Below are 20,671 nucleotides of genomic sequence, written 5' to 3'. Positions count from 1 at the left end.
TCGCCACGGCGAGGGCGGGATGAAGGCGTCGGCCTCTGGCTCACGAGTAGGGGAACACCCATGTTTCATGGTGGTTTGCCGGAGATCGGATACAAGCAACGGGATGCGTTCACCACCGCGATCCTCGCCCAGGCCACCGCCGCAGTGCCCGTCGGGCGCTGGCTCGACCGGCACGGCGGCCGCGCCCTGATGACCACCGGCACCCTGCTCGGCACCACCATGCTGATCGCCTGTGCGCACGCCCGCACCGTCTGGCAGCTGTACCTGATCTTCGCCGGGCTCGGCGTCGCGATGGCGATGGCCCTCTACGAGGCCGCCACCCCGGTCCTGGTGTCCTGGTTCGACGCCGCACGACGGCCGAAGGCGATCCTCGGCATGATCGTCGTGGCCGGGTTCGCCAGCACCATCTTCATGCCCCTCACCGGCTGGCTCAGCGACCGGCACGGTTGGCGCACCACTGTGCTCCTGCTCGCCGGGCTGTACGCGGCCGTCGCCGTTCCGCTGCACTGGCTGGTCGTCCGCCGTCCGCCCACGGCCGCCGCTCATCCGGCCAGGCGCGTAGCCGCGCACCGCCGCATCCTGATCCGGGCTGCGATGCGCGACCGCCGGTTCTGGTGGCTGGCCGCCGCGTTCCTCGCCCACGCCGCCGCCATGACGACCATGACCGTCCACCTGGTCGGCTACCTCATCAGCCGCGGACACCCAGCGATCTTCGCCGCGACCGTGGCCGGGCTGCTCGGGATCCTGTCGGTCACCGGCCGGCTGCTATTGACCGCCACCGCCCGCCGGGTCCTGCTGCACCGCATCGTCGCCGCCGTCTTCGCCCTGCAAGCCACCGCTTCGTTCAGCCTGCCGCTGCTCGCCGGAACGAAGCCCGGGGCGATCGTCGCCGTCACTGCCTTCGGTCTCGGATTCGGCCTCGCCAGCCTCGCCACCCCTCAACTTCTCGCCGACCGGTACGGCACCGACGCGTACGCCAGCATCGCCGGCACCCTCGCCGCACTCATCCCGCTCGCCAAAGCCGGCGCACCGCTGGCCGCCGCCTTCCTGCTCACCGCCTCCGGCGACTACCAGATCGTCCTGCTCATCACCGGCGGCGCCAGCCTGGTCGCTTCGGTCGGCATCCTCGCCCGCGCCGACACCCCACCGCCACCCGCCGCGTCGACCACCACAGTGCGAACCGCAGACCACACCAGCTGACCGGACGGCCTACGACCGTGTCGGCACGGCCGGCGACCGGGCGAGCGCCCAGGCCGCAGGCACACACAGGCCGTACATGACCAGCCCGTACGCCAGCAACGCCAGCACCACCGTCGGCGACGCCGCCGTGGCAAAGAACAACCCGAGCGTCAGGTTCCGCACCCCGCTGGTCATCGCCACCGCCCGCCGCTGCGCCGGCGACCCCCACCCGACGAAGACCGGCAGCAGGCTCGCGACCACCAACACAACGATCACCCCGACACCGGCCCAGCCGACCTGCGGCAACCGCCCGATCCCCGTGACCAGGAAATACACGACCACCCCGGCCAGCAGCACGTCCGCGGCCCGCCGCGCCACCCGATGCACTCTGTCCGCGGTTGGCGGCCGGGTCCGGCGCAGCCACATCCCCACCGCCAGCGGCACCACCTGACCGGCCAGGCCACCACCCACCACGAGCAGCCCACCCGCGCCCGGCGCGACCACACTGTGACCGGCCACCGCCGCCCACAACGGCACCGCCACCAACCCCAACGGGCCGAGCAGAACCTGTAAACCCGCGCTGACCGTGACATCACCGCGGGCATGCAACGTCAACAAGGCGCCCGTCCCACCACCCGGAGCAGCCGCCGCCAGCACCACCCCGAGCGCCACCTCCGGACGAAGACCGGCGGCGGTCACCAGCGCGACCGCCACACCGGGCAGCACCAGCACGTTGACCACGACAGCAGCCGCGACGAGGCCGCGCCGCCTCAACAACGCCCGGAACTCCGGCACACCGGTGGAGGTTCCGACCGCGAGCATCGACGCCACCAGCAACAACACGACCGCGACAGTGCTCACCGCCCACTTCCCGCGGCGTGCCGACCCGCACGCGCCAGCAACCCGTCGAGCACGAACCCGGCGTCGCGGCCCACCCCGCGCAGCGTGGCCGAGGCGAAACTGCGCTGCCGCTCCACACCCACAAAGCCCAGCCCCGCAACCGCGGCCGACACCCCACCGGCATGCCGAGGCAGGCCCTGCCCGTCGAGCGCCCCGGTTCCCGCCAGATACGGCAGATCCGGCCGATACCCGGTGGCCAGCACGATCACCTCCACCCGTTCCACCGTGCCGTCGGCCCACCACACCCGATCGCCGTCCACCTGCGCGAACAACGGCCGGTGATCAGGCCGCCCCGCCCGGATCGCCGCCCGGTACCGGCCGTCATCGATCACCGGCACCGCCCCGGCCACCAGCCGCGGACCCCACGACGAGGTATCCAGACCGGTCCGCGTCAACCACCAGTGGAAGTCCCGGCCCAGGATCCGCTGCCGCTGGAACCGCAGCGGCCTACGCGTCGCCAGGCTGACGTTCGCGACCCCGGCGAGTTCCACGGCGATCTGCACCGCCGAGTTCCCGCCACCGACCACCACCACCCGCGCACCGGCGAACCCGTCCGGGTTGCGGTACTGCGCGGCGTGCAGAACCCGGCCGGTGAACGACTCAAGACCGGGCAGCGTCGGAAGGTACGGGGTGCCGAATCCGCCGGTGGCCGCCACCACCGCCGGCGCCCGCACCTCCGAACCGTCCGCCACCGCAACGGTGAAGGCGCCGCCGTCGGCGGTGACCCGCTCGACTCGGGCGCCGAAGCGCACTTCGGCGTCGAGGCCTGCGGCGTAGGCGGCCAGGTAGTCGACGACCTCGTCACGCACGGGATACCGGTCCGGGTCACCCGGGAAGGCCCGGCCCGGCAACGCGGAGAAACTAGCCGGAGAGAAGAGCGTGAGGCTGTCGTAGTACGACGGCCATGACCCACCCGGCCCCGGCGATGCGTCCAGGACCAGCGGTCGCAGACTGCGGCGCAGGGCAACGTGTGCGGTGGCCAGGCCGGACTGGCCACCACCGATGACGACGAGGTCAGCGGAAGTCATACCGGCAATGTATCGTCACATCGGGAAATGACGAAATGAAGGTTCGGGGACACTGGTGGAGATGACGACGCCTGTACCGCTCGACGGATCCGCGCAGGACTTCCTCAAAGCCCTCGCCAGCGAGACCCGCCAGCAGATCATGTTGTTGTTCGCCGGCGGCCGGCAGCTGACCGTCGGCGAGGTCGCCGCCGCGTGTGGCCTCGGTCAATCGACCACGAGCGAGCAACTCGCGGTTTTGCGCCGCGGGGGCCTGCTGACCGCGACGCGCGACGGCAAACTCGTCCGCTACCGCGCCGACCCCACAGCAATCGGCGCCCGCCTTGCCGACTTGCAGGCCTACCTCGCGTGCTGCTGCCCTCCGTCGGATGCCGGATGTGAAGCCTCGAGTCAAAAAGCCGATTCCAGCGCCGACTCTTGATTGAAACTCAAACTGACTCCTGCGCTGCCGCAACTCGCCGCCGCCAAGGACTGCCTGGTCACCGGCTTCTACGCCGTCCGCCGGCCGATTCTGACTACGGATCAGAAGGTTAGGGGTTCGAGTCCCTTCGCGCGCACCAAAGTTCAAGGCCGTCCCCGAAGTCCCCCTAATGGGAATGTGGTGATCGCGTGTCGCCGACGTGTGAATCCGCCGTGGAGGAAAGCCTGGCGGGGAGCCCTATCCTGACGCCCTTGGGTTCCCCCCGGTGTGGGTGTGGTTTCGGGGTGTACCCAAGCGGACGAGCTACCCGAGTGTGCCGGTCGCCCTGCGCTGTCGCGTTGACCCCTGCTGGCTATGGCCATCGTGCCGTCCGGCCGGGCGTCGGCCCGGCCCATCGCGGAAACAGTTGACCCAAGGTGTCGGCCATCGCGGCTATCTGCCGCTTTACCAGCGCTTTCAAAAGATTCACAAGGTACGTGGCGAATTGGTCAAGTTACCCGCAAGGCTCTTCAATGAGAGTCCCATGCGAGCGGATATTTCGCCGGCCATCTCTATGGGATGTGTCGATGACTCTCCGGTCGCTCGATGAGCGGCCATCCACGACCCAAGGGCTACTTAATGATCATGAAGCGTAGTTTGCTCTCCGCTGCACTTGGTACCGCGGCCTTGCTCGCTGCGAGCGCTGTGCCTGCGCAGGCCGCCACCTACCGCGATCCGACCCCCGGCTCGGGCAAGCTGTCGACACTGGCCGCGTCCGGCTGCAGGGCCGCGCCGTACTCGTTCCAATTCGACGGCTACGGCGCTATTGCCTTTCCGGAGGACCCCGCCGGCCAGTGGAATTTCACGGTCACGCCGGTGCTGAAGACCACCACGCAGTGCAATGACATCAACGTCAAGAACACGACCAGGGGCAAGATCCGCGTCTGTGTCATGTTCGGCAGGACCGGTACGACCTGCAACTACCAAACCACCATCGCGGCCGGCGCCTGGGCGAACGCGGCCACCGACGTCAGGGACGGCACCTACTTCCGGATGCGGCTCGGGACCCTGTACAACACCTCCGGCTGGGCGACCGGCGCGAGCGGAGTGGCCGACTTCTGATCAGGCGATCGTCGTAGAGGCACCCGGCGGCAACCGGGTGCCGTTTCACATCCCTGGCGCTGGCGCACAGCGCTCAAGCGCGCCCGGCATGAGCGTCGCGAGAAGGCCCGGCGAGCCGAGGGTGAGGCCTGACCCGCAGCGGTGAGAACCGCCCGCCATGCCTACTCCGGAGCACGAAGATCCGGCATGGGCGTACCCCAAACAGGTACCCGGCAGATCAGCCCTGCATGGCCTCTTGCCATACAGCGGTGTCGGTGGTGGCGCGCTCGCGTAGTAAGGGCAGGGTGTCGGGGTCGTCGGCCCAGCTGGCCGCGAGTACCTGCACCGCTACCAGGGTGGCCCCGTGGCCCTTAGGTGATGGCGGCGATGGTGAGGGTGGCGTCGCGGACGGCGAGCTTGTCGTACCGGGTGGCCATCGAGCGGTGCTGTTTGAGCTGGTTGATGCCGCACTCGACGGCATGACGCAGGCGGTAGGTGTCGGGGTCGAAGGCAGGCGGGCGTCCGCCCTTGGACCCTTTGGCCTTGCGGTGCGCGTCCTGATCGGCCTTGCTCGGGATGCACGCTCGGACCCCGCGCCGGCACAGGTAGGCCCGGTTGGCCTTGGACGTGTAAGCCTTGTCGGCCAGCTTCATGTCAGGCCGGGTCCGGGGCCGGCCGCCACCGGCTCGGACAACGCGCACCTTGGCCAGCACCCTGTTTCGAGGCGTGGCCGGTACACCGTCTCGACGGGGGTGAGCCGGGGTACCGGCCGCCTTCTGCCAGGGTGCCGGATCTGGCGACTGCCTGTAAGTCCTGATCAGCGGTTGCGGCACGGTCAGGTGGCGGCGGTGGGTGCGGTGCGGTGTTCGGCGAGCAGGCGCATGGTTTCGGCGGCGCCGGCGGTCAGGACGGCGATGTCGTGTTCGCTGAAGGTGCGAGGGATGACGTCGATGACGCAGTGGGCGCCGAGAACGTGGCCGCTGTCGTCGCTCAGGGGTACGCCTGCGTAACTGCGGATCGGTGCGATGGCGAAGATCGGGTTCACCGCGTGCAGGGGGTCGGTGGTGCCGTCGGTGATGCAGTACGGCTTGCCGGCGAGCACGGTGTGGGTGCACAGCGCCCATTCGGCCGGGGTGCCCTGAACTTCACCGATCCAGGCCGGTACGCCGTGCTGACCGATGATGAACTGCGAGCTGTCGAGCACCACCGAGCTCATGGACACCGGTGCGTGCAGCAGGTCGGCGGTGTGGGCCGCGACGGCGTCCAGCCGGGCTTGCAGGGTGGGATCGAAGACGTCGTATCGGGCGATCTGCTGGATGCGGGCGGGTTCGCCGAGCCGGTCGAACAGTTCACTGGGGGTGATGGTGGTCATGCGGTGCTCCTGGTCATGGTGTGCGCGGCGGATAGGTGAGTATGCGAGGAAAGGCGGATCCGCAGGGCCTGGGCGCAGAGTCGGCTGACCGGGTCAAGCCCGGTCATCGCGGTGAGCAGCCGGTGCAGGTCGTCATCGCTGGTTTCGGTGCCGGAGAGCCCGGCGGTCTGCAGGAGCCGTGCCCAGGCGGAGCGGCCGGTGTGGCCGTGCACCCGGTGCATCGCCTCACGGGCGTCTGCCATGGTGGGGCGACGCAGCCCGTACGGGCTGGTGGCGCTGTTGTCGGGTGGGGTCGGCATGGGACGCCTCCGGGGTGCCGAGCAGGCCGCCCGGCGTTCGCGGAGGAACCTTTGTGCCGGGTGCTGCAAAGGGACGGCGGTCAGTAGCGGAAGCTGCCGACCAGGTTGGTAAGGTCGCTGGCCAGGCGGGTCAGGTCGCCGGCCGCCTGCTGGGTGGCCCTGGCTCCGTCAGCGGTAGCGCTGGCAACCTCGGCCACGCCGGACACGGTGCGGGCCACATCACCGCTGCTGGACGCCGCCTCGGCCACTGTTCGACTCATCTCGCCAGTGGTGGCGGTTTGCTCCTCCACCGCGGAGGCGATGGTAGTGGTGTAGTCGCCGATCTGCCCGATCACTTCGGAAATCTCCCCGATCGCGGTGGCGGCGGTGGCGCTGGAAGCCTGGATGTTGGCGATCCGGCCGGTGATCTCCTCGGTGGCCTTCGCGGTCTGCTGCGCCAGCTCCTTGACCTCGCCTGCCACCACGGCGAAGCCCTTGCCCAGCTCGCCCGCGCGGGCGGCCTCGATGGTCGCGTTCAAGGCCAGCAGGTTGGTCTGCTCCGCAATGCTGGTGATCAGCCGGACCACGTCGCCGATCTCCGCGCTGGCCGCGCCGAGCGCGGCGACCTGATTGGTGGTGCGCTCCGCGACCGCCATCCCGGCCTGGGACACCTCGGCCGCCCTACTGGCATTCGACGCGATCTCGGTGATGGAAGCGCTCATCTGTTCCGCGCCGGCGGCGATCGACTGAACCCCGGCGTTGACCTCTTCGCTCGCTGAGGTTGCCGTGCTGGCCCGCTGCGCGGCATCCGCGGCACCGGCCTGCAGCTGGGTGCTGACCGCGGACAGTTCCTCCGACGCGCTGGCCAGCGTCACCGCCGATCCCCCGATAGTGGTCACTGCCTGGCGCAGTGCCCCAACAGCGGCGTCCAGGGCGCGGCCCATCTGCCCGGGCTCGTCCCGAGAGGTCAGTCCGGTGCTGCGGGTCAGGTCGTTGCTGGAGAGTGCGTCACACACAGTCTTAACCCTGCGCAGCGACCGCACGATGGACCGGGCCACGAACACGCCCAGCCCCACCGCCAGCACTAGACCCACCACTAGCAACAGGATCGACTGGACCCGGCCGGATTGGTAGCCCGACTGCGCTGCCGCCGCATTGCGGGCGGCGTCGGCGTCCTCGGCCGCAGTCAAGGCTGCGAGGTCCTTGTCAACCTGTTCGATGACCGGCTCAGCCTCGGTGTCGCGGATCTTCGCCCACGAGATCAGGTCGCTCGTGTTGCCGGCCGGTATGAGTTTGCCTTCGAGCAGCTCGGCATAAGCCTGCCACCTCGTCTCCAGATCCTCGATGACAGCGGGGTCACCCGCCGGGAAACTCTGCCGGTAGGCGGCCAGTCCCGCCTTGACTTCCTGCAGGCCGGCGGTGGCCTCTTTGGTGAAGCGGGCCGTGCTGGCGGCGTCCACCGACAGTGCTTGATTCGCGGCGTCCGACCGCACCTGGGTCATCGCGCCGTCCACCAGCCCAATATCCTTGACGCTGGCCACGTTGCTGCGGTAAATCCTCTGCGCGGACTCGCTGGCATCACTGAGCGCCGACAGTCCCAGCACCCCGACCAGCAACGCCACCAGTGCAGCGATCCCCACTGCCGTTAGAATCTTGATGTTGACGCTCAGGTCCGCAAACGATCGCCGGCCCCGCGTCGCCGTTGTCATCGGAACGGCACCAGCATAGGAACTCATATGGGTATCTCCTCGGCAGGTTGACTCAAACACAGCCGTTCCCCGGCCGGTCACTTCCTACGGTCAGCGCGCCAGCCGCACTACTAACCGATCGGCAACTATCGGCACTCGCTGAGCCGTCCCCTCCCCGGCGAGGTCGTCGTGCGGGCGCGCGACATCCGGTCGCCTCCGGTCGTTGATCGGCAAGGAAGACGCAGCCATCCCGGTTCCTTCGGGCCTCACCGACGCCGTTCACATGGCACTGCGAACCACTCCGACCCTGCCGCAGGATTACCGAAACGCCAACGGACTAGCATTCCGGGACCAATCCCTATGGCCCCCATGACGGTTATCGCGTGGCAACTGGCAACCATCCCACAGATGACTACGCTCAGTAGTGGCAGGGTTGCCCCTGCGTACGACGGGATCAGCAGCGAGCCCACGCAGGGGCGATCGGAGGGCACATCATGGGTCAGAAGCAACAGCAACCGCGCATTGTGTGCGACGAGAGCCTGCCGGTCAGCGTCCTGGAACCGGTGCTGGCCAGCGCGGCGGAGGCGTTCACCAGCATTGACGCCGACGGAGTCGTGGTGGCTTGGAACCAGCAGGCCGAGGCATTGTTCGGTTACCCGCTTGGCCGCGGCCGTCGGCCTGAACTTCGGTGATCGGGCGGCGTAGCCGGCCCTGGCCGTTGCCCAGCCCTTCCCAACGGGCGCTGACGCGGCGCAGCGTGACGTCGGCATCCGGCCACTCGCCGATCGGGAGCAGGACCGTGCCGCGCTGGCGGGCCCGGGCGGCGAGCCGGCTGGCCACCGTGGGGCTGATCGGGCCGGGTGGCCGGATCGCGACCAGGTCGACGCCGTCGATCAGGGTGGCGACGATGGTGGGCCAGTCCGGGCCGGGCTCGGGCACCAACGCCAGCTCCAGCGGGATGCCGGCCTCGGCGGCCGCGAGCGCGCCGAACTGTGGCATCCCGCTGACGCAGGCCCAGGCGCCCTCACGCATCGCGGCGACGAGCTGCAGCTGCAGCAGTGGAGCTGGCCGCCGCGATGGTGGTGCCGCGGCGCAGGCCCGTCCAGGGCAGCAGCGGCCGGATCGTGTCGTAGGTCGGCAGCTGCTTGGCGAGGTCCGGGGCGTCGAGGTCGGTGTGGGTTGCCGGCTGAATCGCGTGGGCGAGCGCGCCGATCGTGGCGAGGTTCGCTGCGGCCGCGTTGATCCAGGTGAGCGCGGCGAGCGCGTCGCTGGTGCCGGCGATCCGCCCGGATCCAGCCCACCTGGTGCCCGTGGCCATAGCTCTTCCCGGCGTCGTGCGCCGCAAGGGGAAGCTCGGCGGTGACTACCGTCCTCACCCGACCCGGCTTCGCGACCAAACCCGGTGGAACACATGTTCTAAAAGGCAGAGTAGCGGCTGCTCAATCGGTGTGCAGCACCGCGATTGGAGCGGCTGGCCCAGGTATGCGCTGTTGAGCGACGGGTTGATGTCAGCGGAAACGACAGGTTGATGTCAGTGCTGACGACAGGTTGATGTCAGCGCTCCTCGTGTTGAGTCGAGGCCTCGGGCGTACGGGGTAGGGGTAGAGGTAGAGGCTGAACTCGACGTCCTCGGTGGGGTGTGCGCGGTCGGGGTCGTTGCCGACGTGGAGCAGGCCGCTGGTCTTGAGTGATTGTTCGTCGTCGAGGTGGTCCTCGCGCCAGGTTGCGTAGTCCGGGTGGTTGCCGAACGCATGGGCGGCGAGCAGCGCGGTGGCTTCGCCGGTGGTGAGGTCGTGGTGGAAGTGCGCGACGTTGGCTAGGTCGTCGTGTTGCTGGGTGGTAAGGACGTCGCGGCGTGCGCTGACGGTCCAGGTCGACGGTTGGACACGGCGGAGGGCGACGGGCCCGCCGAGGTGGGGGTACGCGACGGCGCGTTGCAAGGCGTCGGTGGTTCGGTCAAGTGTCCAGCTCAGGGCGGTTGCGAGGGCGTCGGTGGTGAGCGGGACGCTGGTGGTGGCCAGCGCGGTGAGGGTGGTGAGGGCGTCGTGGTCGTGCTGGTCGCGCCCGGTGACGGGGGCGGCTGGTGCGGGTTCGAGGTCGGGGATGAGGTCGCCGGGATGCAGGTCGAGCCGTCGGGCCAGCTCGATGATGACCTTGACGGGCAGGCTGCTGAGATCGTCGGTGTTGTCGTTGCGGTGCAGGTGGTGGGGATGGATGCCGAGCAGGTCACCGAGTTCCCACAGCGATAGGCCGCACGCTGCGGCGCGGGCGTAGAGCAGCTCACGATTCATGATGTTGGTCCCGCCATCGGGTCGAGACGCGGGCGACAACGTCGCGGTCGAGTTGATGCAGCGTGAGGCCGCGTTCAGTCAGCCAGCCTTCGGTTCGGGGGTGCATTCCTTGGTCGGTGCCGTGTCGACACGGGTTGCGGTGTAGCCACGGTGCGGGCCGGTTGATGCGCTCGCACGTTCTGATGGTGGCTTCGCGCAGCTCGGCGCCGGGGTCGCGTTCCGGGATGCGAGTGTGCAGGAAGAACCGGTCGCGGATGGTGGCGCGCTGGCGGTGTCGGTACGCCAGGTGTGAGGCCAGGACGTTGCGGGCGTAGCTGGGTACGGCGATCGGTCCTGTTCCGATGCCGGGCAGGCTGCGCCGGCCGGTGAAGTTGATGTACCCGTCGGTGGTGACGTCGCTGCAGCGTAGGTCGGCGAATGATGCCGGGGCATGGTTGAGGTGCAATGTCAGGACGGCGGCCGCGGCATGGTCGGTGCGTGCCATCGTGGTGATCGCCAGGGTTGCGCTCGGGGTGAGGTTGCCGAGCAGGCGGGCGGCGGGGTCGGCGCCGAGGGCGTCGGGGGTCCAGCGCAGCAGGACGCCGTGCAGGAACAGGGCGGCTTGGGTACCCCGGAGCCGGATCAGTGCGGCGCTCGCGTCGGTGGCCGGGCCGAGCTGCTCATCGCGGAGCCATCCGGTGAGGATGTCGGCGTACCCGCTGAGGTCGGCCAGGACTCGGTCGGCCGGATCTTGTCCGTACTGCGCGTTGATCCACCTGTGGGTGTTCGCGGCGGCGTCGCGGTAGATGTTGTCCGCGGCGGCGAACGCGCGTGGGGTGAGGTGGCGCCGGGCGGCGGCCCGGAAGGTGGTGAAGTCCGCCGTCGGCAGGCGTGGCCATAGCGGGCGGGCCGGGGCTGGCTCGGGGGAGCGGCGGCGCGGCGGGGCGGCCCAGATCAATTCGTTCGGCCAGAGCCGGCGGACGGTGTGCCCGGCCGCCTGCAGAGCGCTGATCGCCTTGTCGCCTGCGTCGGTGTCGGGGCTGCTCCACATCAGCCACAGTCCGGCCCGTACGTCACCGGCGAGGTGAGCCAGGTCGAGGAGTCGCTCGTGGGGCAGGGCGTGGGCTCGGTCGACGAGCAGGTCGGTGATGGTGGTGCCGGCGAGCCAGGCCCGGGCCAGCTCCCATTCCCGCTGGTTCAGCCGCTCATTCTGCAGCACCTGCGGGTTTTTGCCGACCGCGGTCAGGATGTCCAGTGCCAGCTCGGCGCGGTTGGTCGAGCCGGGGGTGGGGCGCACGACCAGCCGACTGCCTCCGTGCAGCCGCCATGTCGTGGCGAGGTCGTGCAGGTAGTGCACGGTGCGGCGGGGGTCGTCGTGGTTGTCGATCCAACCGATCGGGCACGGCAGCATCAGGACCCGAGACCGCCGAGCAGCGCGTAGGCGTTGCCTGCCACGTCGGCGTCGATGGTGGCCGTCCGGGCTTCGCGGCACAGGCCTGCGGCGGTGTGGGTGAACACGGCCCAGTCGCGCAGGGTGCCTTTGCCGTAGACGGCGTCGATGTCGGCCAGCAGCGCGTCGTCTGCGGCAGCGTAGATCGGGTGGTAGCTGCGGATCAGGGCCGGGACCTGGGCTCGGTCGAGGCGTTTGAACGGCAGCCGGCGGAACACCCGCGAGCGCAGCATCGGTTCACGCGACAGCACCTCCCAGCAGCCGTCGCCGCCGACGTAGAGCAGCGCGAACCGGGTGTCCTGGTGGTCGTGCAGGTGGCGTAACAGTTCGATGCATTCGCCGTTGAGGCGTTGCGCCTCGTCGATGACGATCAGTCGGGGAGTGCTGGCGAGCAGCCCGATCAGGTGGTTGATCAGTCGGAACCTGCTGCGGGAGGCGGCCGGTTCGCTGCCGGTGAGCGCGTGGACCAGTTCGGCGGCGACGCGCAGCATCGTTGGTTTCGACGGGAACGCCAGTGAGCAGGTCACCACCTGATGGCCGCCGCCTGCGGCGCGCAGCCGCTCCAGGTTGTCGGTGACGGCGAACGTCTTGCCGGTGCCGGCTGGGCCGTGGATGACGCCGGTGGCGAGGTTGGCGACCAGGTCGTCGATGATGCGGGCGGTGAGCTGGTATGTCGTGGTAGGCAGCACCGCGGCGTCGGTCAGGCCGAGAAAGTGTGTCGGCATCAGCGGGTGCTCTTCTGCGAGGCGGTGGGGTCGATCAGGCCGAGCAGGTTGGTCTTGGCCCGTCGGCGCAGCATGTCGTCGTTGGCGCGGCCGAGCAGGTCTCGGGCGCCGGCCGCTGGGACCAGCCGGGACTCTGCGGCGTCCGGCTCGTCGTCGGTCATCGGTGCCAGCTCGGCCCGGGTCCGCGCTGACGCGCGCCGGCGGGCGGCACCCAGCCGTCGCGACTCGTCGCGGGCGTGCGACCGGAATGCCTCGACCTGCTCAGGCGACAGCTGGCCCTGCGGGTGGGCAGTGCACAGGTGCTGCCCGTCGAGGTAGACCTCGATGAACCGGTCGTCGTGCGGCATGAACCGCACGTGCACGCTCTGCCCGCGCCGGCCGTGCAGTTCGGGCGCGACGTAGGCGAGGCCGTTGAACCGGATGCCGTCCTTGTTGATCGTCCGCTCCACCCCGGCCAGCAGCAGGTGCCGCAGCTGGGCGGCGTCGAGGCGCTGCACTGCGGTCGCGTCGTCGGTCCAGGCCTGCGCCGGGGTGCGCCCGGCCAGCGCGCTGTGCGGCCGTTGCGTGTTGTACCAGGTCACCCACGGCGCGAACCGGTGGGTGACGAACCGCTCGATGCGCATCGGCGCGAGTCCGGTGGTCTCGGCGGCTGCCCGGTCGCGGGCGGCGTCCGACAGCGGCCCGTGCAGCCGGCCGCTGGCATCGCGTGGGCCTTTGGTGTAGCCGGGCAGCCCGGTCAGCAGGGTCTGCTCCATGCTTTGGTGGATCCGCTCGATCTTGCCTTTGCGGTGGGCGTGGTAGGCCGGCAGCTGGTGGACGTGCACGCACAGCGCGGCGAGGGCGTCCTTGACCGCGGCCGCGGCGAACTCGAGCCCGCGGTCGACGCGTACCATCGCCGGGACCGCGCCGAACGGGCCGCGCTGCTCGTCGACGAGCAGCGCCGTGCGCAGCGCGGTGAGCACAGTGCCGGTGTGCGGGGTCAGCGCGATCGCCCACCCGACCAGTGCCCGCGTGCCGTCGTCGATGACGCTGGTCAGCCACGGGCACACCGCCGGGCCGCGGGGTGGCAGGACCAGGATCGGCAGCTGCTTGTGGTCGAGTTCCCAGACCACGTTGCGGCCGGTCACCGGCCGGGTCAAGTAGACGCTCGCCGCCCGCCGGCCCTGTTCACCGGTGCGCCACGCGGCGAGCTCGGCCGGGGTCAGCTGGCGCTCGAACGCCCGCTGCAAGGTGCGCAGCGTGACCGCCGGCGCGTTCGCCCAGCCGGTTGCGAGGAAGTCCGGGACCGGCGTCCCGGCCACCTGGCCGAGCCCGGACCTCACCGCGGCGCGGGCCCGGGCGAGCGCGGCGATGTTGCCGCGGAAGTACGCGAACGCCTCCCGGTCGGTAGGCGTCAGCTCGTAGCGGGCCGGTCCGGTCCGGCCGGGCCCGGTCGTGCCCAGCCACCGCCAGACGGTGCGCTCGCCGACTCGCAGTCCCGATGCCGCCGTACGCACGTGCGCCGTGGTCAGCGAGCCGGCCTGCCGCAGCGCCGTCAGCCGGGCCACTACGGCGGCCCGCTGCTCCGGATCGACTCGCGCGCCCGCCACCCCGACCCCTTCGCATCGGCTGGTGACGATGTTCCCGGCCGGGGGCGGCGGTGGGCAACGCACTCACTCCTTCGGGTGGTCGCGGGACACCTGTCCGCCACGGCCAGTCGCGGGTGCGAGCAGGGTCGGCTGGTCAGCAGCTGCTGGTGAGCGAGTCGGACAGGCCGAGCAGGTCAAGCAGGAAACGCAGGGCCGGACTGGGATTGATGACGGCGAAGTGCAGGCCCGCCGCGCCGGCTGCCCGGCTGGCGGCGGTCAGCGCGCGGAGCCCGGCGCCGTCGATGAACGTGAGGTTGCTGCAGTCGACCAGCAGTCGACCGGTGCCGCGGCGAGCGTTGACCACGGCGAGCAGGCTCTCGCGGATGCGGTCGGCGTGCGCGAAATCCAGCTGGCCGTAGATCTCGATGCGGTCTGCGGTCGAACAGATCATCGGGGCCGCGCTCAAGGATGCCACCTCCCTGGAAACGGAGCGTCTTATCCGCGCCGGTCAGCGGCCGTGCGAGCACGTGCACCGCGCCGGTCAGCTACGCCACCCGGGGGACCTCGGATCACAGCTGCGAACGCCGCGGCGTGCGCCTGTCCGGAGATCACCATGGACCCAGCCTGCGACGAGCAGCCGCGGCCGGCCACCGCAGGAGCCGATTAGTCCGTGAAACCCCTATATCGAGGGACTTGAGCCCTTACGGTCCCTGTGCTCGTGGGCGCCAGGTGGGTGTACAAACGGGTAGCGGTGGCGATGATCTTGTCCGTTAGCCGAACCTTCAACGGACACCGCCGCCGCCCACGGCGCTGATGTCGGTTTCCGAGGTCGGCTGCACGGTCGGAAGTAGTCCTCGCTGGGCCGGTGCAGTCGGGTACGGGCCTCTGGCCTGATCTGGTTCGTATGCACTAACGTCGATCTTGGTTCGTGCTCCTGTGCACGGCACGGGAGGATCGACGTTGGACGAGGCGCACCTGGTGCCCGAGCGGGGCGTGTTGACGGCGTCTTCGGCGGCATGGGATCTCGCGGTTCGCCGTGCTGAGGTGATCGGCCGTCTCGCCGAGCGGGACGAGGTCGGCCACCGTTGCGCGGACGCGGCCGCCGCCGAGCTCGGCTTGTCCCGGCGCCAGGTGTACGTGCTACTTCGCCGCTGGCGCCAGGGCGAGGGGGTCGCCTCGGACATGCTGCCCGGCCGGTCCAGCGGCGGCCGGGGCCGCGAGCACCTACCCGAGGCGGTCGAGGCGATCATCCGCGAGGTGCTGCGTACCCGGTACCTGACCAAGCAGCGGCGCTCCATGTCGGCGGTGCACCGTGAGGTCACACGGCTGTGCCGGGGCCGGGGGCTGCCGGCGCCGTCGCGGGGTGCGCTGGTGCGTCGGGCGGAGAAGCTGGATCCGGTGGCCACGACGCTGGCGAGGGAGGGCGTGGACGCGGCCCGGCCGCTGCGGTCGGCGGGTGGGGTGCCGCCGCAGGTCAGTGAGCTGCTGGAACAGGTCCAGATCGACCACACCGTGATTGATGTGATCGTGGTCGACGAGCGGCATCGGCTGCCGATCGGACGTCCGTACATCACTGTGGCGATCGATGTTCTCAGCCGCGCGATTGTCGGCCTGGTGGTGACGTTGGAGGCGCCGTCGGCGTTGTCGGTCGGGTTGTGCCTGGCGCACATGGTGAGCGGCAAGCGGGCGTGGCTGGAGCGCATCGGCGTCGAGGTGGCCTGGCCGATGAGCGGCAAGCCGGCTGAGCTGTATCTGGACAACGCGGCCGAGTTCAAGAGCGAGGCCCTGCGCCGGGGGTGTGAGCAGCACGGGATCACGCTGCGGTGGCGTCCTCTGGGCCAGCCGCACTACGGCGGGATCGTGGAGCGGGTCATCGGCACGATGATGACGATGGTTCACGAGCTGCCGGGGACCACGTTCTCGAGCACGAAGGAGCGCGGCGGCTACGACTCCGAGCGCCTGGCCGTGCTGACGGTCGGCGAACTGGAGCGGTGGCTGGCGCTGGCGGTGGCCGGCTACCACGGCACGGTCCACTCCACGCTCGGGCAGACCCCGGCCGGCCGGTGGGCTGACGCAGTCGCGAACGGTCGGGCGCCGGTGACGGTGACGAACGAGACGGCGTTCCTGGTCGATTTCCTGCCGGTGGTGCGCCGCTCGCTGCACACGACCGGATTCGTCATCGATCACGTCTGGTACTACTGCGACGCGCTCAAGCCGTGGATCGCCCGCCGTGCGCAGCTCGGCAAGTTCGTGCTGCGCCGGGACCCGCGCGATCTGAGCCGGATCTGGGCGCTGGATCCCGACGGCGGCGTGTATCTGCAGGTGCCCTACCGGACCTTGTCCAACCCGCCGGTCGGGTTGTGGGAGCACCGCGCCGCAGTGGCCGCGCTGCGGGAGAAGGGCCGCGGCGAGGTCGACGAGGAGGATCTGTTCCGTATGGTCCGCCAGCAGCGCGCGATCACCGACGAGGCGTCACGGACCACCCGCCGGGCCCGCCGCGACGCCGAGCGCCGCGCGACGACCGTCCCGCCGCCGGCACCCAGCAGACCAGCCCCGTTGCCGCCCATCATCGTGGCGGCGACCGACGCCGCCCCGTTCGCCGTGGTCGAGGAGTGGTGACGTGGACGCCGACCTGTTGGACCTGGCCCACCTGCACCCGGCCGCGCGGCTGGTCGCGGTGCTGCCCGACGCCGAGCGGGTGCACCGTATCCGCGCCGACCGGTGGATCGGCTACCCGCGCGCTGTGGACGCCCTGGAGCGGCTCGAGAGCCTGCTGACCTGGCCGGACAAGCAGCGGATGCCGAACCTGCTGATCCTCGGGCCGACCAACAACGGCAAGTCGATGATCGTGGAGAAGTTCCGGCGGACCCACCCGCCGGTGTCGCACCCCGACCGTGAGGAGATCCCGGTCCTGGTGATGCAGATGCCCTCGGAACCCTCGGCGATCCGGTTCTACGTGGCGCTGCTGGCCGCCATGGGAGCACCCCTGCGGCCCCGGCAGCGCCTGGCGGAGCTGGAGCAGGTGGCGCTGTCGCTGATGCGCGCGGTCGGCGTGCGGGTGCTGGTCATCGACGAGCTGCACAACGTGCTGGCCGGGCGCGGCGACACCCGGCGGGAGTTCCTGAACCTGATCCGGTTCCTGGGCAACGAGCTGCGCATCCCTCTGGTCGGGGTCGGCACCCGGGAGGCGTACCTGGCGATCCGGTCCGATGACCAGCTGGAGAACCGGTTCGAGCCGTTCACGCTGCCGCTGTGGACGCCGGATGCCGGGGCGTGCTCGCTGCTGGCCAGCTTCGCCACGTCGTTCCCGCTGCGCCGGCCGTCGCCGATCGCGTCCGCTGAGATGGCCTCCTACCTGATCACCCGCAGCGAGGGCACGATCGGTGAGCTGGCCATGCTGCTCACCGATGCGGCGATCGTCGCGATCGAGTCCGGGGAGGAGACGATCAACCAGCGGACGCTGGTCATGGCCCAGTACGCAGGGCCGACCGAGCGCCGGCGCCTGTTCGAACGGGAGCTGGCGTGATCCCACCCCGGTGGCCGCTGCACCCGCCGCCGCTGCCCGGCGAGGCGCTGTCGTCGTGGCTGGAACGAACCGCCAGCGCCTACGATCTCCCGCTCACCACGCTGCTGGAGCACAACCTCGGGACGGCAGGCCGACAGGTCAGCAAGGTCAAACGGGCCCAGCATCACGATCAGCTCGACACCGACCCGCCGGCCCTGCTGCTGGAGGTGCTGCACGAGCGCAGCGGCGTGCCGGTAGGGCAGTTGCGGCACATGACCATCGCCGGCTGGACGCCATGGCTACTCGACACCCTCGACGTTGAGCAGGCCGGCACCTTCAACTGCTTCGTACGCCAGGACTCGGTGCTGTTCGACCACACGATGATCGCCCACGGCTCCGACCCCGTCCGGTGGCGGCCCTGGTTACAGAGCGCCGACGGCGCCGAGCGGCGACAGCGGGCCTGCCCGCTCTGCGCCGAGCGGCCCGAGCACGGCCTGCTGTTGATGGCCCAACTCCCGATCATGCTGGGTTGCCCGGAGCACGGATGCCTCCTGCAACCCGCCGGGCTTGCCGTGCGGCACTACCCGGGCGCGCCCGACCCCGAGGTCACCGCCGTCACCGAAATGGTCCAGGCCATGGACCGGCGCACTCACGAAGGGATCACCACCGGCCAGGTCACGCTGCCACGCCGGACCGTTCATGTCGGTGTGTGGTTCCGGCTGCTGCGGATCGTGCTCGACGAGGTCAACACCCCCACGTCGTTCCTGCGCCACAAAGCGGACAAGGCAACGTTGGAGACGATCTGGGCCCGCGTCGAGCGGCCCGTACGCGCCGGGCAGATCCGCTGGGCGCCGTACGAGGCACTGGACTGGGACCGTCAGGCGGCGATGCTCGAAGCCGCCGCCATGGCGATGCACCTCAGCAGCCAGGGCATCATCTGGGCCAGGGGGACGCTCGGATCGCTGCTCTCGCGGGAGCCGGACCGGCCCGTCCGCAGCGATCCCGATCCCACCGTCGCGTGGACGAACGCGGTCCGGGACTTCAACGCCTGGCTCCTCACCATCGTTGACGACCGCGACGCCTCTCGCCAGTTACTCATCCAGCTCAGCGCCACGAACCGCACCCCCGAGGGGTACGAACTCACGCGCCAGGGCCTGATCAACAGCGGCCTGCGGGCAGAGCATCTCCCGCACTGGCCCGGCATGAACGTCATGGTTCTTCCAGACGCTTGACCAGCGAGCCACTGTGCGGTGACCTGCACGACAGGATGAGCCGCCAGTTGCGACACCGTTCGTGTGACCTCGCGGCCGTGCTACACCTAGGTCGGCCGTGCGCGCCGTTACCGTCGCGGCCATGACTCCCGGACGTGGCCTGCTTCTCTGTTTCGCCGTTGCCGCTACTGCCGCGCTGGCCGCCTGCGGCGGCGCCGCGCCGGCGGCGTCATCTGCGCCCGGATACGACAAGATCATTGTCCAGGTCTATGGCACGCCGGCCCAGCGTCGGGCCGCTGATGCCCGTGCGTGGTGGACGTCTCGCGTTGCTGCGGTCGAGTGTATGGGCCGTGCAGGGCAGCCTTACGGGATCGTCGGGTACAACGCGCCCAGCGACCGCGAGGACATCGCTCCCGGGAATCTGCTGGCGTTTGCTCCAGCCCGTGAGGACTTTGACGTCGCGGCCCAGCTGATCCGGGCCGCCGACGCGCGCCTCGTTCTTGATTCCGCGGCCAACGGTGCTGGCGGTTCCGACCGGGCCTCGGTCGTGCGCCGTTGCGAGACCGAGGCGGCTGCGGCCACCGGCCCGCGCGTGCCCGACGGCCAGCAGGCTCTGGCCGGCGCGTTGGTCGACCGACTGCGCCGGGTGCAGGATGCGGCAGCTCCGACCTTGGCGGCCGACTACCGCACGTGCATGGCGGCTGGGGGTATTCCCGTCGCCGACTTGGTTGCTTTGCGGACTCGGGTGGAGCGGGCGTTTCCGGCGACCCTGGCAACCGTCGAGTACGACCCGACGAAGTTGCCAGGGTGGGCCGCCGCTGTGGCATTCGAGCACCGGGCCGCTGCCGCCGACGCGCGCTGCCGAGAGACCGCCGTCAAGGCCGTCCGCGCAGCAGCGGCGCCGCAGCTGGCCGAGTTCACCCGCGAGCACGCTGCTGAGCTTGACCGGGTGGCCGCCGGCTGGGCGTGGATCGAGGTCGACGCGCGTAACGCAGAGCACGCGGCGGGGCCGGAGGACTAACGGGTGGTCAGGAGCTGCAGCTGGTGGGGGTGCCACCGCTGAAGTACAAGTTGGTGCCGGATGAGTTGCGCGACCACCACCGCACGCACGTGTTCGCGCTGGACGATTCCGGGTCGATGGCTTGAATCTGCGCCAAGGTTCCCCTGGTGACCCGGCAGGTGCCGGTGGTGTTCAGCGCGCCGACGCAGATGGCGACCTTTTGCACGCCGGTGATGTTGATGCCGTACGTCGAGCCTTCCAGCTGGTAGCCGGAAGCGCGCTGCGAGTTCGACTGGCAGGTGCGCACGGCCCGGGCGTCGTAGTGAGTGCCGGAACCGGCCGGCACGTTGGCCTGGCGGGCGATGTCCAGGTAGACGGTCATGCACTGGCCTGAGTTCAGAGCCCCGGCGTTGACCGAGAGGTACAGCTGATCGGTCACGGTGTCGACGCTCCAGAAGCCGGAGCCGCTCCACCCGGCCGGCGGAGTGAGCGAGCCGTAGTAGTCCGGATCGGCGTGCGCTGCCGTGGAGGTCAGCGTCAGCGCGGCGAAGGTGGCGACCGCCGTTGCGGTCAACCCTGCCAAGAACTTCCTGATCATGTGAGGCCCTTCCTTCGCAGCCCGGGGGTCGGGCTGCGCCGGAGAACTCTCGGACGCCTCAGCGCGGCTGCGCCGGACGCAGGACACATTCATAACACTAAATGAATCGATGTCGCGACCCTGAGTAACCGGATCCCGGCGATCTGGTCGCGGTTGCAAGACTCGGCCGGCCTCGCCGACGAAGACGACCCGGCGGTGCCGGCCCGGCTGGCGCAGGCGATGGTCGGCGACAGCGACCTGATGTTGCGGCTACGCGCCGATCCGTGCAGATCCGCTTGGCCCGCTCACGCACACCTGGCCGTCGGCTCCGGCGTCAGGTTCCCGAACTTGATTTGATCTTGTTCAGGAATCGAATGATTTCCGGACATGATCAACAACTGGCATCCGGACTGGCGAGTGTC

Annotated in this window: 20 protein-coding genes and 1 pseudogene; 7 read left to right on the top strand and 14 right to left on the bottom strand. The window is 70.0% G+C overall.

Annotated elements, in window-relative coordinates; translation table 11 throughout:
• Window positions 1–75 precede the first annotated feature (75 nt).
• Window positions 76–1,200 carry an MFS transporter gene (locus BJY16_RS37210; RefSeq protein ID WP_239177325.1) on the top strand — a complete coding sequence of 375 codons (1,125 nt, stop codon included), beginning with the start codon at window positions 76–78 and terminating at the stop codon, window positions 1,198–1,200.
• A gap of 9 nt (window positions 1,201–1,209) precedes the next feature.
• Here BJY16_RS37210 and BJY16_RS37205 read toward each other — a convergent pair whose 3' ends face one another.
• Together BJY16_RS37205 and BJY16_RS37200 are read right to left on the bottom strand one after the other, a co-directional pair.
• Entirely contained in the window at window positions 1,210–2,040 is an 831-nt protein-coding gene (locus tag BJY16_RS37205) for a bile acid:sodium symporter family protein (RefSeq protein ID WP_185044234.1), read from the bottom strand.
• Window positions 2,037–3,107 (bottom strand): flavin-containing monooxygenase, encoded by a 1,071-nt coding sequence (locus BJY16_RS37200; protein ID WP_185044233.1) that lies wholly within the window; start codon window positions 3,105–3,107, stop codon window positions 2,037–2,039. The genes BJY16_RS37205 and BJY16_RS37200 overlap by 4 nt, the downstream gene beginning before the upstream one ends.
• Before the next feature lie 61 nt (window positions 3,108–3,168).
• On the opposite strand from BJY16_RS37200, the gene BJY16_RS37195 reads away from it, so the two are divergent.
• Both BJY16_RS37195 and BJY16_RS37190 read left to right on the top strand, forming a co-directional pair.
• Window positions 3,169–3,525 carry an ArsR/SmtB family transcription factor gene (locus BJY16_RS37195; RefSeq protein WP_185044232.1) on the top strand — a complete coding sequence of 119 codons (357 nt, stop codon included), beginning with the start codon at window positions 3,169–3,171 and terminating at the stop codon, window positions 3,523–3,525.
• Window positions 3,526–4,143: 618 nt separating this feature from the next.
• Window positions 4,144–4,626 carry a hypothetical protein gene (locus tag BJY16_RS37190; protein ID WP_185044231.1) on the top strand — a complete coding sequence of 161 codons (483 nt, stop codon included), beginning with the start codon at window positions 4,144–4,146 and terminating at the stop codon, window positions 4,624–4,626.
• 350 nt (window positions 4,627–4,976) lie between these two features.
• Here BJY16_RS37190 and BJY16_RS37185 read toward each other — a convergent pair.
• The 11 genes and pseudogenes from BJY16_RS37185 to BJY16_RS37135 form a co-directional block, all read right to left on the bottom strand.
• Window positions 4,977–5,318 (bottom strand): annotated as a pseudogene (locus BJY16_RS37185) (transposase); the annotation flags it as partial.
• Between the two features lie 122 nt (window positions 5,319–5,440).
• A complete protein-coding gene (locus BJY16_RS37180; RefSeq protein ID WP_185044230.1) occupies window positions 5,441–5,977 on the bottom strand; it encodes a GAF domain-containing protein in 537 nt (178 codons plus the stop codon).
• On the bottom strand, window positions 5,974–6,276 hold the full coding sequence (locus BJY16_RS37175; protein ID WP_185044229.1) for a hypothetical protein: 303 nt from the start codon (window positions 6,274–6,276) through the stop codon (window positions 5,974–5,976). The genes BJY16_RS37180 and BJY16_RS37175 overlap by 4 nt, the downstream gene beginning before the upstream one ends.
• Before the next feature lie 80 nt (window positions 6,277–6,356).
• Window positions 6,357–7,991: a methyl-accepting chemotaxis protein gene (locus BJY16_RS37170; RefSeq protein WP_185044228.1), complete on the bottom strand. Its 1,635-nt coding sequence runs from the start codon at window positions 7,989–7,991 to the stop codon at window positions 6,357–6,359.
• 540 nt (window positions 7,992–8,531) lie between these two features.
• On the bottom strand, window positions 8,532–8,975 hold the full coding sequence (gene imuA', locus BJY16_RS37165; protein ID WP_185044227.1) for a DnaE2-dependent mutagenesis accessory factor ImuA': 444 nt from the start codon (window positions 8,973–8,975) through the stop codon (window positions 8,532–8,534).
• Window positions 8,968–9,261 carry a hypothetical protein gene (locus BJY16_RS49050; protein WP_185044226.1) on the bottom strand — a complete coding sequence of 98 codons (294 nt, stop codon included), beginning with the start codon at window positions 9,259–9,261 and terminating at the stop codon, window positions 8,968–8,970. The genes imuA' and BJY16_RS49050 overlap by 8 nt, the downstream gene beginning before the upstream one ends.
• A gap of 190 nt (window positions 9,262–9,451) precedes the next feature.
• Window positions 9,452–10,234, bottom strand: coding sequence for a hypothetical protein (locus tag BJY16_RS37155; RefSeq protein WP_185044225.1), 783 nt, complete (start codon window positions 10,232–10,234; stop codon window positions 9,452–9,454).
• A complete protein-coding gene (locus BJY16_RS37150; RefSeq protein ID WP_185044224.1) occupies window positions 10,224–11,624 on the bottom strand; it encodes a hypothetical protein in 1,401 nt (466 codons plus the stop codon). The genes BJY16_RS37155 and BJY16_RS37150 overlap by 11 nt, the downstream gene beginning before the upstream one ends.
• Window positions 11,624–12,388 (bottom strand): AAA family ATPase, encoded by a 765-nt coding sequence (locus BJY16_RS37145; protein ID WP_185044223.1) that lies wholly within the window; start codon window positions 12,386–12,388, stop codon window positions 11,624–11,626. The genes BJY16_RS37150 and BJY16_RS37145 overlap by 1 nt, the downstream gene beginning before the upstream one ends.
• Entirely contained in the window at window positions 12,388–13,977 is a 1,590-nt protein-coding gene (locus BJY16_RS37140; RefSeq protein ID WP_185044222.1) for a Mu transposase C-terminal domain-containing protein, read from the bottom strand. Before BJY16_RS37140 ends, BJY16_RS37145 begins: the two co-directional genes overlap by 1 nt.
• Before the next feature lie 133 nt (window positions 13,978–14,110).
• Entirely contained in the window at window positions 14,111–14,422 is a 312-nt protein-coding gene (locus tag BJY16_RS37135) for an STAS domain-containing protein (RefSeq protein WP_185044221.1), read from the bottom strand.
• A 578-nt stretch (window positions 14,423–15,000) separates the two neighbouring features.
• Between BJY16_RS37135 and BJY16_RS37130 the strand changes: the two genes are divergently transcribed.
• The 4 genes from BJY16_RS37130 (at window position 15,001) to BJY16_RS37115 (ending at window position 19,693) form a co-directional block, all read left to right on the top strand.
• Complete coding sequence (locus tag BJY16_RS37130; RefSeq protein WP_239177323.1) at window positions 15,001–16,575, top strand: TnsB C-terminal domain-containing protein; 1,575 nt, start codon at window positions 15,001–15,003, stop codon at window positions 16,573–16,575.
• Window position 16,576: 1 nt separating this feature from the next.
• The gene (locus BJY16_RS37125) at window positions 16,577–17,482 is read left to right on the top strand and encodes a TniB family NTP-binding protein (protein ID WP_185044219.1); all 906 of its coding nucleotides are present in this window, start codon (window positions 16,577–16,579) and stop codon (window positions 17,480–17,482) included.
• Entirely contained in the window at window positions 17,479–18,693 is a 1,215-nt protein-coding gene (locus BJY16_RS37120) for a TniQ family protein (RefSeq protein WP_185044218.1), read from the top strand. Before BJY16_RS37125 ends, BJY16_RS37120 begins: the two co-directional genes overlap by 4 nt.
• Before the next feature lie 121 nt (window positions 18,694–18,814).
• Window positions 18,815–19,693 carry a hypothetical protein gene (locus tag BJY16_RS37115; protein ID WP_185044217.1) on the top strand — a complete coding sequence of 293 codons (879 nt, stop codon included), beginning with the start codon at window positions 18,815–18,817 and terminating at the stop codon, window positions 19,691–19,693.
• A gap of 7 nt (window positions 19,694–19,700) precedes the next feature.
• Here the strand turns inward: BJY16_RS37115 and BJY16_RS37110 are convergent, their stop codons facing one another.
• Window positions 19,701–20,357: a hypothetical protein gene (locus BJY16_RS37110; protein WP_185044216.1), complete on the bottom strand. Its 657-nt coding sequence runs from the start codon at window positions 20,355–20,357 to the stop codon at window positions 19,701–19,703.
• Window positions 20,358–20,671: the final 314 nt, after the last annotated feature.

This window comes from Actinoplanes octamycinicus, from assembly GCF_014205225.1.
In the GTDB taxonomy this organism is placed as follows: Bacteria; Actinomycetota; Actinomycetes; order Mycobacteriales; family Micromonosporaceae; genus Actinoplanes; species Actinoplanes octamycinicus.
The sequence above is the reverse complement of the archived record's forward strand: the minus strand, read 5'-3'. Positions and strand labels throughout refer to the sequence as shown.